The organism is Pseudomonas asplenii, assembly GCF_900105475.1.
GTDB classification, from domain to species: Bacteria; Pseudomonadota; Gammaproteobacteria; order Pseudomonadales; family Pseudomonadaceae; genus Aquipseudomonas; species Aquipseudomonas asplenii.
This window is the reverse complement of the sequence record NZ_LT629777.1, coordinates 1,074,571-1,087,891: the sequence shown is the minus strand read 5'-3', so window position 1 is coordinate 1,087,891 and position 13,321 is coordinate 1,074,571. Positions and strand designations below refer to the sequence as shown.

8 protein-coding genes are annotated in these 13,321 nt (G+C 61.7%); 2 read left to right on the top strand and 6 right to left on the bottom strand.

Going from position 1 to position 13,321, the window contains the following annotated elements:
- Window positions 1-174: 174 nt before the first annotated feature.
- Complete coding sequence (putP, locus tag BLU37_RS04930) at window positions 175-1,659, top strand: sodium/proline symporter PutP (RefSeq protein WP_019360969.1); 1,485 nt, start codon at window positions 175-177, stop codon at window positions 1,657-1,659.
- A gap of 71 nt (window positions 1,660-1,730) precedes the next feature.
- Here putP and BLU37_RS04925 read toward each other — a convergent pair whose 3' ends face one another.
- Together BLU37_RS04925 and BLU37_RS04920 are read right to left on the bottom strand one after the other, a co-directional pair.
- A complete protein-coding gene (locus BLU37_RS04925; RefSeq protein WP_090202775.1) occupies window positions 1,731-2,999 on the bottom strand; it encodes an O-acetylhomoserine aminocarboxypropyltransferase/cysteine synthase family protein in 1,269 nt (422 codons plus the stop codon).
- Window positions 3,000-3,161: 162 nt separating this feature from the next.
- On the bottom strand, window positions 3,162-3,665 hold the full coding sequence (locus tag BLU37_RS04920) for a DUF2165 family protein (RefSeq protein ID WP_090202772.1): 504 nt from the start codon (window positions 3,663-3,665) through the stop codon (window positions 3,162-3,164).
- A 146-nt stretch (window positions 3,666-3,811) separates the two neighbouring features.
- Between BLU37_RS04920 and BLU37_RS04915 the strand changes: the two genes are divergently transcribed.
- The gene (locus BLU37_RS04915; RefSeq protein WP_010453750.1) at window positions 3,812-4,648 is read left to right on the top strand and encodes a 23S rRNA (adenine(2030)-N(6))-methyltransferase RlmJ; all 837 of its coding nucleotides are present in this window, start codon (window positions 3,812-3,814) and stop codon (window positions 4,646-4,648) included.
- Between the two features lie 65 nt (window positions 4,649-4,713).
- Here BLU37_RS04915 and msrA read toward each other — a convergent pair whose 3' ends face one another.
- The 4 genes from msrA to aceE form a co-directional block, all read right to left on the bottom strand.
- On the bottom strand, window positions 4,714-5,361 hold the full coding sequence (msrA, locus tag BLU37_RS04910) for a peptide-methionine (S)-S-oxide reductase MsrA (RefSeq protein WP_010453751.1): 648 nt from the start codon (window positions 5,359-5,361) through the stop codon (window positions 4,714-4,716).
- Between the two features lie 79 nt (window positions 5,362-5,440).
- Entirely contained in the window at window positions 5,441-8,143 is a 2,703-nt protein-coding gene (locus tag BLU37_RS04905; RefSeq protein WP_090202769.1) for a putative bifunctional diguanylate cyclase/phosphodiesterase, read from the bottom strand.
- A 316-nt stretch (window positions 8,144-8,459) separates the two neighbouring features.
- Window positions 8,460-10,412, bottom strand: a complete 1,953-nt coding sequence (gene aceF / locus BLU37_RS04900) for a dihydrolipoyllysine-residue acetyltransferase (RefSeq protein ID WP_090202766.1) — start codon at window positions 10,410-10,412, stop codon at window positions 8,460-8,462.
- An 11-nt stretch (window positions 10,413-10,423) separates the two neighbouring features.
- Window positions 10,424-13,069 carry a pyruvate dehydrogenase (acetyl-transferring), homodimeric type gene (gene aceE / locus BLU37_RS04895; protein ID WP_010450375.1) on the bottom strand — a complete coding sequence of 882 codons (2,646 nt, stop codon included), beginning with the start codon at window positions 13,067-13,069 and terminating at the stop codon, window positions 10,424-10,426.
- Between the last annotated feature and the right edge of the window lie 252 nt (window positions 13,070-13,321).

The following is a 13,321-nucleotide window of genomic DNA, read 5'->3' as shown; positions in this document are numbered from 1 at the left end:
TGTTGAATAGCATGTTCGGCCAAGGTGCAACCGCCTGCGAGCAGAGGCACCCGCTGGTGATTTTCCTGGGAAAACACCGGTCATGAATGCTCGATCCGTTTAACCGTCTGACAGACATGGTCGTTTTGTCGGTCGCGGGTCGCCGCTTAATAAAAACAATGCCAGGGCTTTTTGATGAGCGTAAGTAACCCAACCCTGATCACTTTCGTGATCTACATCGCTGCGATGGTCCTGATCGGACTGATGGCCTATCGCTCCACCAATAACCTTTCCGACTACATTCTGGGTGGTCGTAGCCTGGGCAGTGTGGTGACTGCCCTTTCGGCGGGGGCTTCCGACATGAGCGGCTGGCTGCTGATGGGGCTGCCGGGAGCGATCTACATGTCCGGCCTGTCGGAGAGCTGGATCGCCATCGGGCTGATTGTCGGTGCCTATCTGAACTGGCTGTTCGTCGCCGGCCGCCTGCGTGTGCAGACCGAGCACAACGGTGACGCGCTGACCCTGCCGGACTATTTCTCCAGCCGTTTCGAGGACCGCAGTGGCCTGCTGCGGGTGATTGCGGCCATCGTGATCCTGGTGTTCTTCACTATCTACTGCGCTTCGGGCATCGTCGCCGGTGCCCGCCTGTTTGAAAGCACCTTTGGCATGTCCTACAGCACGGCGCTGTGGGCTGGTGCGGCAGCGACCATTGCCTACACCTTCGTCGGTGGTTTCCTGGCGGTAAGCTGGACGGATACCGTGCAGGCGACGCTGATGATCTTCGCTTTGATTCTCACGCCGATCATCGTGCTGCTGGCCACGGGCGGTGTCGATACCACCTTCCTGGCGATCGAGGCCAAGGATCCTGGGCATTTCGACATGCTGCGCAACACCACCTTTGTCGGCATCATTTCGCTGATGGGCTGGGGGCTGGGTTACTTCGGCCAGCCGCATATCCTGGCGCGTTTCATGGCGGCGGATTCGGTCAAGTCGATCGCCAATGCCCGACGCATCTCCATGACCTGGATGATCCTGTGCCTGGGCGGCACGGTGGCGGTGGGCTTCTTCGGTATTGCCTACTTCTCTGCGCACCCCGAGGTGGCGGGCCCGGTCAGCGAAAACCATGAGCGGGTGTTCATCGAGCTGGCGAAGATCCTGTTCAACCCCTGGCTGGCTGGTGTCTTGCTGTCGGCGATCCTGGCGGCGGTGATGAGTACCCTGAGCTGTCAGTTGCTGGTGTGTTCCAGTGCGCTGACCGAGGACTTCTACAAGGCCTTCCTGCGCAAGTCCGCTTCGCAACTGGAGCTGGTGTGGGTTGGCCGGGCCATGGTGCTGCTGGTTGCGGTGATCGCTATTGCCCTGGCCGCCAATCCGGAAAACCGGGTGCTGGGGCTGGTAAGTTATGCCTGGGCCGGTTTCGGTGCCGCCTTCGGTCCGGTGGTGCTGATCTCGGTGATCTGGAAGGACATGACTCGCAACGGCGCCTTGGCCGGCATCCTGGTCGGGGCGATTACCGTGATCGTCTGGAAACACTTCAATCTGTTGGGGCTGTACGAAATCATCCCTGGCTTTATCTTCGCCAGTATCGCGGTCTATGTGGTCAGCAAGATGGGCAAGCCTTCGGCGCAGATGCTCCAGCGTTTCGAGGCCGCAGAGAAGCAGTTCCGCCTGGAACACTGATCCGTGAGACAGGGCGGCAAGCCCTGTAGCTGACCAGGCGGCCCGTCTCCCAGGAGACGGGCCGCTGCGTTTCAGGCCTGCAGCGCCTGTTGCAGGTCTTCGAGCAGGTCCTCGATGGCCTCGATGCCGACCGACAGGCGGATCATCTCCGGTTTCACGCCGGCCTTGGCCTGCTCCTCCTCGGTCATTTGTCGATGGGTGGTGGAGGCGGGGTGGCAAGCCAGCGACTTGGCATCGCCGATATTCACCAGACGCTTGAATATCTGCAGCGCATCGTAGAAGCGTACCCCGGCTTCGTAGCCGCCCTTGAGACCGAACGAGAGGATCGCCGACGGCTTGCCCTTCATGTATTTGTGCGCCAGCTCATGATGCGGGTGGTCCGGCAGGCCGGCATAGCTGACCCAGGCGACTTGTTCGTGGGCCTTGAGAAACTTCGCCACCTCAAGTGCATTTTCGGTGTGGCGTTCCATGCGCAGGGCGAGGGTTTCCAGGCCTTGCAGCAGCAGGAAGGCATTCATCGGTGCGAGTGCTGCGCCGGTGTTGCGCAGTGGCACGGTCCGGGCGCGGGCGATGAAGGCCGCAGGGCCGAATTTCTCCGTGTAGACCACGCCGTGGTAAGCGGCCTCGGGAGTATTGAGGCAGGCAAACTTCTGCGGATGATCCGCCCAGGGGAAGGTCCCGGCATCGACGATCACTCCGCCCAGGGCATTGCCGTGGCCGCCGACATACTTGGTGACCGAGTGCACGACGATGTCGGCACCGAACAGGATCGGCTTGCACAGAATCGGTGTCGCCACGGTGTTGTCGACCATCAGCGGTATGCCATGGGCATGGGCGACCTGGGCAAAGCTCTCGATATCGACGATGTTGCCCGCCGGGTTGCCGATACTTTCGCAATAAACCAGTCGGGTATTTTCGTCGATCAGTTCGGCGACCGCCTCGGGGGAGTCGTCGCGGGCAAATCGCACGTCGACGCCGAAACTCGGCAGCAGATGGGCAAACAGGGTATAGGTGCCGCCGTAGAGCTGTGGCGTGGAAACGATATTGTCGCCGGCGCGGGTCAGGGTCTGGATCGCGTAATGGATCGCTGCGCTGCCGGCCGATACGGCCAATGCGGCGATACCGCCTTCCAGTGCGGCCAGGCGCTGTTCGAGGACGTCGTTGGTGGGGTTCATGATCCGGGTGTAGATGTTGCCCGGAACATCGAGGTTGAACAGGTCGGCGCCGTGCTGGGCGTTGTCGAATTCGAAGGCGACGTTCTGGTAGATGGGCACGGCCACGGCCTTGGTGGTCGGGTCCGATTTGAAACCGTGATGGAGCGCAATCGTTGCGTCTTTCATAAAGTCTCGACTCAGTGAGATGCCATTAATTGAGCACTGCCGGGCAGTTGCGGTCGCCTGATGGTCTCGTGTGTCTGAGTCGCCAATGACATCGGGTGTGATGCCCGAACCCGGACCGCAAACCGGTGCGCCAGTGTCCGCTACTGGCGCACGGTCGGCAAGTCACTCGGGTTGGGCCGGCTCGTTGTCAGCCTGATTGACGAAGATCAGCACGCCGAGCAGGGCCATGTAGAACCGGAAGGCGGCCTCCTGACCGTTCCAGATCTTCGATTGCCACATCAGGAACCATTCGCCGCCGACCACCATGAAGCCGAAGAACCACACCAGCAGCCCCAGGGTTGCCCCGGCGATGACGCCTTTCTTCGCCCGGGCGAAGCTGCTGGCATCGGCCTTGCGCGCGCGCCACAGCGATAGCGCGCCATAGGCCAGCAGCACGCCGGTCAGTCCCTCGCCGAGGATGATCAGCCAGTAGGCGGCGTGCCACAGGCTTGGCGTGGTGATCGCGCGGTACATCGCGGTGTTGCTCGCGAAGGTGGTGTCCATGCTCAGAACGTGGCTGACAAAGGCGAAGTTGGAACCGTAGTCGCTGATATTGTTGAAGGTGACCATGACGGCGAAGGCAGCGAGCGCCAGGCTCAGGAGGATTTTGGCGTAGCGGGTGGTCATCTTGTCGGCTCCTTCGATTGAGAGAGCGCGACGTTATCACGCCGCCTCTTGGCGAGTCTGTCGGAGCTGGCCCCTGCCGCTTGTACGTTGCGACCTGACGGCGGCGGGAGCACAAGGTAAACTTCGCCTCCTTCGCAGGAGTTGCCATGAACTACCGTCACGCCTTCCACGCCGGCAACCATGCCGACGTTCTGAAACACCTGGTCCTGACCCGCCTGATTGCCCTGATGGCGCGCAAGGAGCAGCCGTTCGCCTACCTCGACAGCCATGCCGGTATCGGCCTGTACGATCTCAAGGGCGATCAGGCCAGTCGCACTGGCGAATACCTTGAGGGGATTGCCCGTCTGTGGGGCGAGCCGGACCTGCCCGCCGTGACCGCCGATTACCTGCGGGTATTGCACGAGATGAACCCTGATGGCGAGTTGCGCTACTACCCGGGTTCGCCGGAGCTGGCGCGGCGCCTGACGCGTGAGCAGGACCGCGTGCTGATCAACGAGAAGCACCCGGAAGACGGCAAGCTGCTCAAGGACAACATGAAGGGTGACCGGCGCGTGGCGGTGCACCTGGGGGAGGGCTGGCACCTGGCGCGGGCCTTGCTGCCGGTGGCGGAAAAGCGCGCGGTGATGCTGATCGATCCGCCGTTCGAGCAATTGGATGAGATGCAGCGCTGTGCTGCCTCGCTCAAGGAAACCATCGGGCGTATGCGCCAGACGGTGGCGGCGATCTGGTATCCGATCAAGGACCAGCGGGCGTTGAAGCGTTTCTACCAGGACCTTGCCGGTACCGGCGCACCGAAGTTGCTGCGGGTGGAGTTGCTGGTGCATCCGCTGGACACGCCGGCGAGCCTGAACGGTTCGGGGCTGGCGATTGCCAATCCGCCATGGGGACTGGAAGAGGAGTTGCGCGAATTGCTGCCGTGGTTGGCGCAGAAGCTGGCGCAGACCCAGGGTGACTGGCGGATGGATTGGCTGATTGCCGAGTGAACGCCAGGAGCGGGGTCTGAGTTGCTGACAGGCCCACTCCTGGGGCGAGTGGGCCGGCCGGCTCCTCAGATCGGGCAGCTGACGCCAGTGCCACGGATCCCGCAGTAACCTTCCGGGTTCTTCGCCAGGTACTGCTGGTGATAGGCCTCGGCGTAGTAGTAGGTCGGTGCTTCGGCGATTTCCGTAGTGATGGTGCCCAGTCCGGCCTTGGTCAGTTCCGCCTGGAACACCTGGGCGCTCTTGCGCGCCGCTTCCAGTTGTTCCGGCTTGGTGGCATAGATCACCGAGCGGTACTGAGTGCCGATGTCGTTACCCTGGCGCATGCCCTGGGTCGGATCGTGCAACTCCCAGAATTGCGCCAGCAATTGCTCGTAGCTGACGATTTCCGGTTCGTAGACCACCAGCACCACTTCGCTGTGGCCGGTCAGGCCAGAGCAGACTTCTTCGTAGGTGGGGTTCGGGGTGAGGCCGCCAGCGTATCCGACCGAGGTGCTGTACACGCCCTCGCGCTGCCAGAAGCGTCGCTCTGCGCCCCAGAAGCAACCCAGGCCAAAGATCGCGAATTCCACATTGCCGGGGAATGGGCCCAGCAGCGGGTGGCCGTTGACGAAATGTTTGTCCGGAACCGTCATCGGGGTTTCACGGCCAGGCAGAGCTTGTTCTTTGGTGGGAAGCACGTTTTTGTTCACCAGTATTTCCGAGCGCAAGACCATGTCGCAGTCCTCTCAGTCAGGTTGAAGTGAGCTGTAGCGATTGAGTAGACCGACAGTTTGCCCGAGTGTTACGGCGATGTCAGGCCAAAGGTCCACGCGGATAGCGCTTGAGCTGCTGGATCAGCTCGGCTCCCGGGATCGGGCGGTCGAACAGGTAGCCTTGGCCGACGTCGCAGCGGTGGCGGCGCAGGAAGGTCAATTGTTCGGAGGTTTCGATGCCTTCGGCCACGACCTTGAGTTTCAGGTTGTGGGCCATGGCAATGACCGCAGAGGTGATTTCCATGTCGTCCTGGTTGTCCGGGATTTCATGAATGAAGCTGCGGTCGATCTTGATGATGTCGATCGGGAATTTCTTCAGGTAGCTCAGGGACGAGTAGCCGGTACCGAAGTCGTCCATGGCCAGGGTCAGGCCGATTTTTTTCAACTGGTCGAGCTGCAGGCGGGTGTCGTCGGTGGCTTCCAGCAGCAGGCCCTCGGTCAGCTCGAGTTCCAGCAGCGAAGGTGGCAACTGTTCTTCCTTGAGGATACTGGCGAGGGAGGCGACCAGATCCGGGTCGGAGAACTGTTTGGGCGACAGATTGATCGCCACCTGCAATTTGCCCAGGCCGTGTGCGGTCAGGGCCTTGCTCATGCGGCAGGCCTGGCGGGCGATCCACTTGCCGATCGGAATGATCAGGCCGGTTTCCTCGGCGACGCTGATGAACTGGTCCGGGCGGATCATGCCCTTTTCCGGGTGATTCCAGCGCAGCAGCGCTTCCATCCCCAGCAGGCGGCCGCTGCGCAGGCACAGCTTGGGCTGGTAGAACACGTCCAGCTCGTTCTGGGTCAGGGCACGGCGCAGGTTGTTCTCGACGAACAGCTTGTAGCTGGCCTCGGCGTTCAGCGCCTCGGTGAAGACCTGGACCTGGTGCTTGCCGTTGGCCTTGGCCTTGTGCAGGGCCAGGCCGGCGTTGCGCATCAGGGTCTGTGGATCGCGACCGTGCAACGGGGCGCTGGCCAGGCCCACGGAACCGGTGACACTGATCAGCTGGTTGTCGACGAACATGGGTTTGTCGAGGGTGGTCAGCAATTGGCTGGCGATCTGTTGACCGGCTTCCAGATTGGTATCGTCCAGCAGCACGGCGAACTCGTTACTGGCAAAGCGCGCCAGGCTGCCGCTCGTACTCAGGCTGTTTCGCAGGCGCCGGGCCAGGCTGATCAGCAGTTTGTCGCCGGTCTGGTGGCCGAGGCTGTCGTTGATCCGCTTGAAATTGTCGATATCCACCAGCAGCAGGCTGATGGGCGAGTCGCTGTCGCGGGCGAAACGCTCGTCTAGGTTGCGGATGAACGCCGGGCGGTTGCCCAGGTTGGTCAGGTTGTCGGTGTAGGCCAGGCGCTCGATGCGCTGCTGCGCGAGCTTGGTCTGGGTGATGTCTTCGTAGATGCCGATGTAGTGGGTCAGCTCGCGGTTGTCACCATAGACCTTGGAGATCGACAACTGCCCCCAGTAGGGTTCGAGGTTTTTGCGGCGGCTCTTGAATTCGCCTTGCCAGCTGTTGCTCTGGGCCAGGCTCGACGGCGCATCGAACAGCAGTTCGCTGAGGTTCTCCAGGGCTGGCAGCTCGGAGAGCTTCTGTCCGTGGACTTCTTCGGCGCTGTATTGGGTGATGGCGGCGAAGCTTGGGTTGACGTATTCCACCACACCGTCGCAGTTGACCAGCAGGAAGGCGTTGGCGCTCTGCTCGACCGCTCGCTGGAACAGGTGCAGGGCGCTGGTGGCGATGCGTCGGTTGTGGTTGTTGATGACCTGGGCGAACTGATCGGCCAGTTCGCCGGCAAAGGCGATTTCGTCCGACTGCCAGGCGCGGGTCTGGCCGGTCTGTTCCAGGCAGAGCACGCCCACCACCTGGCCATCGATACGGATACTGGCATCGAGCATGGCGTTGACGTCGCGCGGCCGCAGGATTTCGGCCATCTCGCGGGTGCGCGGGTCGCGAATGGCGTTATGGGCATCGATGGCGCGGCTGGTGTGCAAGGCTTCCAGATAGTCGGGGAACTTGCTGGCGTCGATCACGTCCGGCAGTACGTATTCCTGGCTGGCGCGATGGTAGGCGGAGATCGGCACCAGACGCTGCCCCTCCAGGTTCCAGATGCTGGCGCTGTCGATCTGGTAGATGTCACAGGCGCTGCGGGTGATCAGTTCGGCCGCTTCCTGCAAGGAGTTGTTCGCGCTATAGCGTTGGCGGGCCAGGCGCAGGATCAGGTCCTGCTGGGAGCGCACCCGGTCCAGGTGCTGCAGTTGCTCCAGCTGGGCGCGCTGGTTGAGTTCCAGGGCGATCTGCAGGCGACTGTTCTGGGTGGCCAGATCGGTGAGCGGCGGTTGCGGCGGTTGCGGCTCCAGGCCGAACAGGCCTTCGACGACCAGCAGGTAACCGCGCAACAGGTGACGATTGTGCTGCTTGTAGGCTTCACCCATCTCCAGCAGGGTCAATGGGCCCTGGGCGGTGTGCAGGGTGTAGCGCACCAGATAATGCGGGTTCTCGGCCAGTTGTAACTGGATCGCGTCATGCAGCAGGTAGCGCGCCTCGGGCTCCATCAGGCTGGCATAGGGCGAGCCGACCAGGGCGCAAAGCTCGATGGCTGGGAGGCCGAACTGGCGCTCGCAGTTGGGATCGAGGAACAACAAGGCCCAGCTTGCTTCATTAAGCCGCTCGAAACGCAGCATACCGAGGCGCGACGGCACCGGTAACTGAGTCACTACCTCGGCCGCCAATCTATTGGCGACATCGGGTTGGCTTTTCATGGAGAGCTCGCTTCAAGAGTACTGATCACGCACAGGGGAGGGGCCCTTTTCTGGCGCGTTGGGCAAGGTTGCATTAAGCGGGTCGGGCTGACAAGCAGAACAGTGGCTCTGTGCCTTCAATGTATCGGCCGCCGGTGTGAAATCTTCAATCGGGGGCGATGGACGGACAGCGATTAACGCTCTGTATCGGGCGTTTGCGCGCATCAGCGGGGGCGCAAAAAAAAGCCCCGCCATCGGGCGGGGTTGAGGTACGAGCGTGGCTCGGAAAACGGTACGACGGCTCCGGCCTCCTGGGTGAAGGAGGCCGGAGGGTCGATTACAGCAGGATGGTACGGATATCCGCCAGCAGGTCGCTCAGGCGCTTGGTGAAGCGCGCAGCCGCGGCACCGTTGATCACGCGGTGATCGTAGGACAGCGACAGCGGCAGCATCAGCTTCGGCTGGAAAGCCTTGCCATCCCAGACCGGCTGGATGGTTGCCTTGGACACGCCGAGGATCGCCACTTCCGGCGCATTGACGATCGGCGTGAAGCCGGTGCCGCCAATGTGGCCGAGGCTGGAGATGGTGAAGCAGGCACCTTGCATGTCATCAGCGGAGAGCTTCTTGGTCCGGGCCTTCTCGGCCAGGGAAGCTGCTTCGGCGGCGAGTTGCAGCAGACTCTTCTGGTCGACGTTCTTGATCACCGGCACCAGCAGGCCATCCGGGGTGTCGACGGCAAAGCCGATGTTGACGTACTTCTTGCGAATGATCGCCTTGCCGCTCGGAGCCAGCGAGCTGTTGAAGTCCGGCAGTTCCTTGAGCAGGTGTGCGCAGGACTTGAGCAGCAGTGGCAGGATAGTCAGCTTGACGCCGGCCTTCTCGGCCACGGCTTTCTGTGCGACGCGGAACGCTTCCAGCTCGGTGATATCCGCCGAGTCGAATTGGGTCACGTGCGGCACGTTCAGCCAGCTGCGGTGCAGGTTGGCGGCGCCAGCCTGCATCAGGCGGGTCATCGGCACTTCTTCGATTTCGCCGAAACGGCTGAAGTCCACGACCGGGATCGGCGGAATACCGGCACCGCCGGTTGCGCCTGCAGCTGGCGCTTCCTTGGCTTTCTGCATCATCGCCTTGACGTAGACCTGCACGTCTTCCTTGAGGATGCGACCGTGCGGACCGCTTGGGCTGACCGCGCTCAGCTCGACGCCGAATTCGCGGGCCAGTTGGCGTACTGCCGGGCCGGCGTGAACCTTGGCACCCGCAGCGGCCGGAGCGGCTGCCGGGGCAGCGACAGGCGCAGGCGCGGCAGCGGGTGCTGCCTCAGTCTTGGCCGGCGCAGCCGGAGCAGCAGCCGGGGCTGGAGCGGCAGCCGGTGCAGCGCCCTTGACCTTGAGTTTCAGGATCAGGTCACCGGTACCGACTTCGTCGTCCAGCTTGATGGAAATGCTTTCCACCACGCCAGCGGCTGGCGATGGAATTTCCATGCTGGCCTTGTCCGATTCCAGGGTGATCAGCGACTGGTCGACTTCGACGGTGTCACCGGCCTTGACCGAGACTTCGATGATCTTGGCCTTGCCCGACGAACCGATATCCGGCACGTGGATGTCTTGCACGCTGTCGGCCACCGGAGCAGCCGGGGCTGCTGCTGGCGCTGGAGCGGCGGCAGGCGCGGCGGCCTGGGCCGGAGCTGGTGCTGAAGCAGCGGCAGGCGCAGCGCCTGCGACCTTTAGGACCAGGATCAGGTCGCCGGTGCCGACTTCATCGTTGAGCTTGACGTTGATGCTTTCCACCACGCCGGCAGCCGGCGACGGGATTTCCATACTGGCTTTGTCGGACTCGAGGGTGATCAGCGACTGATCGGCCTCGATGGTGTCGCCGACCTTGACCGAGATCTCGATGATCTGGGCCTTGCCTGACGATCCGATGTCCGGCACGTGCACCTGTTGCGCCGAGGCAGCAGCAGGGGCAGCGCTTGGAGCGGCCGCCGGTGCTGGTGCGGCCGCTGCGGTAGCTGGTGCAGCAGCAGGAGCGGGAGCCGCCGCAGGGGCCGCAGCAGCGGCGCCCTCGACTTCCAGTTCCAGCAGCTCGTCGCCTTCTTTCAGGCGATCGCCCAGTTTCACTTTCAGGCTCTTGATGACGCCGGCTTTCGGTGCAGGCACTTCCATGCTCGCCTTGTCCGATTCCAGAGTCAGGATGCTCTGGTCGGCTTCGATACGATCGCCGACTTTCACAAACAGTTCGATTACTTCACCTTCACCGCTGCCGATGTCAGGTACGCGAATGAGTTCGCTCACAGGGGGTCTCCTCAGCAGTCCAATGGGTTGCGTTTTTCCGGGTCGATACCGAACTTGGTAATGGCCTCGGCCACCACTTTAGGTTCGATGTCGCCACGGTCAGCCAAGGCTTCCAGGGCTGCCAACACCACGAAATGACGGTCGACTTCGAAGAAGTGACGCAGCTTCTTGCGGCTGTCACTGCGGCCGAAGCCGTCGGTACCCAGGACCTTGAACTCCTTGGAAGGAACCCACTGGCGGATCTGTTCAGCAAACAGCTTCATGTAGTCGGTGGAGGCAATCACCGGACCCTTGCGGCCGGTCAGGCATTGTTCGACATAGCTCTGCTTCGGCTTCTGGCCAGGATGCAGACGGTTGCTGCGTTCCACGGCCAGGCCATCGCGACGCAGTTCGTTGAAGCTGGTGACGCTCCATACGTCGGCGCCGACGTTGAACTGCTCGCGCAGGATCTTCGCCGCTTCACGCACTTCGCGCAGGATGGTGCCGGAGCCCATCAGTTGCACGTGGTGAGCCGCTTCCTTGGTGTCTTCCTCGAGCAGGTACATGCCCTTGATGATGCCGTCCTCTACACCGGCCGGCATGGCTGGCTGCTGGTAGGATTCGTTCATCACGGTGATGTAGTAGAAGATGTCCTGTTGTTCTTCGGTCATCTTCTTCATGCCGTCCTGGATGATCACCGCCAGCTCGTAGCCGTAGGTGGGATCGAAGGTGCGGCAGTTCGGGATGGTGGCGGCCAGGATGTGGCTGTGACCGTCTTCGTGTTGCAGGCCTTCGCCGTTCAGCGTGGTGCGGCCGGCGGTACCGCCGATCAGGAAACCACGGGTACGGCTGTCGCCGGCAGCCCAGGCCAGGTCGCCGATACGCTGGAAGCCGAACATCGAGTAGAAGATGTAGAACGGCAGCATCGGCTGGTTGTGGCTGGAGTACGAAGTACCGGCAGCGATGAAGGAGCTCATGGCGCCCGCTTCGTTGATGCCTTCTTCGAGGATCTGGCCCTTCTTGTCTTCCTTGTAGAACATCACCTGGTCTTTATCGACTGGCTCGTAGAGCTGGCCGACTGAGGAGTAGATGCCCAACTGACGGAACATGCCTTCCATACCGAAGGTACGGGCTTCGTCCGGGATGATCGGGACAATGCGCGGGCCGATTTCCTTGTCCTTGACCAGTTGCGCGAGGATCCGCACGAAGGCCATGGTGGTGGAGATTTCACGGTCGCCCGAGCCGTCGAGGATCGCCTTGAGGGTATCGAGCGACGGGGTCGGTACGCTGAAGCTCTGGGCGCGGCGCTGTGGCACGAAACCACCCAGTGCGGCACGGCGCTCGCTCAGGTAGCGGGCTTCGGCACTGTTCGGCTCAGGCTTGAAGAACGGCAGGTTCTCCAGGTCTTCGTCCTTGACCGGAATGTCGAAACGATCGCGGAACAGCTTCAGGCTGTCGACATCGACTTTCTTGGTGTTGTGCGCGGTGTTTTTCGCTTCGCCGGCACCGGTACCGTAACCCTTGATGGTCTTGGCCAGGATGACGGTCGGTTGTTCCTTGTGGTTGACCGCTTCGTGGTACGCCGCGTAGACCTTGTACGGGTCGTGGCCGCCACGGTTGAGTTTCCAGATCTCGTCGTCGGACAGATCGGCAACCATCGCCTTGAGTTCAGGCGTGTTGAAGAAGTGCTCACGGACGAACGCGCCGTCCTTGGCCTTGTAGTTCTGGTATTCGCCGTCGATGACTTCGTCCATGCGACGTTGCAGGATACCGTCGACGTCCTTGGCCAGCAGTGGGTCCCAGAAACGGCCCCAGATGACTTTGGTCACGTTCCACTGGGCGCCACGGAACACGCCTTCGAGTTCCTGGATGATCTTGCCGTTGCCGCGAACCGGGCCGTCGAGGCGCTGCAGGTTGCAGTTGATGACGAAGATCAGGTTGTCCAGCTTCTCGCGGCCGGCCAGGGAAATGGCACCGAGGGATTCCGGCTCGTCGCACTCGCCGTCGCCCAGGAAGCACCAGACTTTCTGCTTGCCTTGCGGAATGAAACCACGGGCTTCCAGGTACTTCATGAAGCGTGCCTGGTAGATCGCCTGGATGGGGCCCAGCCCCATGGATACGGTCGGGAACTGCCAGAAATCAGGCATCAGCCAAGGGTGCGGGTAGGACGACAGGCCCTGACCGTCGACTTCCTGGCGGAAGTTGTTCATGTGTTCTTCGGTAATGCGGCCTTCCATGAACGCGCGGGCGTAGACGCCTGGCGAGGTGTGGCCCTGGAAGTAGATGAGGTCGCCGCCGTGTTCGTCGGTCGGGGCCTGGAAGAAGTAGTTGAAGCCGATGTCGTACAGGGTTGCGCTGGAGGCGAAGCTGGAGATGTGACCGCCCAGGTCAGAATCTTTCAGGTTCGTGCGCATGACCATGGCCATTGCGTTCCAACGTACCAACGAGCGAATGCGGCGTTCCATGAACAGGTCGCCAGGCATGCGTGCTTCGTGGGTGACGGGAATCGTGTTGCGATATGGCGTGGTGATGGCGTAGGGCAGTTGCGAGCCGCTGCGGGTCGCGAGTTCACCCATACGGGTCATCAGGTAGTGAGCACGGTCTTCGCCTTCTTTGTCGAGAACCGATTCCAGGGCGTCCAGCCATTCCTGGGTTTCGACGGGATCGAGGTCTTGCATGGCTTGCTCCAGGGCGGAAAGGCTTCCAGAATCGGTTGCCTGAGTTTGCGACTGGCCTTGTGGGCAGACGACATAAATTCTTGGATGTTCCGGAGGTTGTTCCGGGGTCCTGTAGTTTTACTACAAATCGCCAGTCATTTCAGCCTTTCGAATGTATAGACGAGTAGTAAAACTACAGAGCAGCGTATGAAAACTTTCTGTTTCAGTGTGAGAATAATCGATATTGTTGGTCGAAAATAAACCTTTTCGGGT

Excerpts from the sequence above, each read along its gene's own strand:
- putP (WP_019360969.1), top strand. The coding sequence starts at position 175 with ATGAGCGTAAGTAACCCAACCCTGATCACTTTCGTGATCTACATCGCT.
- BLU37_RS04925 (WP_090202775.1), bottom strand. The coding sequence starts at position 2,999 with ATGAAAGACGCAACGATTGCGCTCCATCACGGTTTCAAATCGGACCCG.
- BLU37_RS04920 (WP_090202772.1), bottom strand. The coding sequence starts at position 3,665 with ATGACCACCCGCTACGCCAAAATCCTCCTGAGCCTGGCGCTCGCTGCC.
- BLU37_RS04915 (WP_010453750.1), top strand. The coding sequence starts at position 3,812 with ATGAACTACCGTCACGCCTTCCACGCCGGCAACCATGCCGACGTTCTG.
- msrA (WP_010453751.1), bottom strand. The coding sequence starts at position 5,361 with ATGGTCTTGCGCTCGGAAATACTGGTGAACAAAAACGTGCTTCCCACC.
- BLU37_RS04905 (WP_090202769.1), bottom strand. The coding sequence starts at position 8,143 with ATGAAAAGCCAACCCGATGTCGCCAATAGATTGGCGGCCGAGGTAGTG.
- aceE (WP_010450375.1), bottom strand. The coding sequence starts at position 13,069 with ATGCAAGACCTCGATCCCGTCGAAACCCAGGAATGGCTGGACGCCCTG.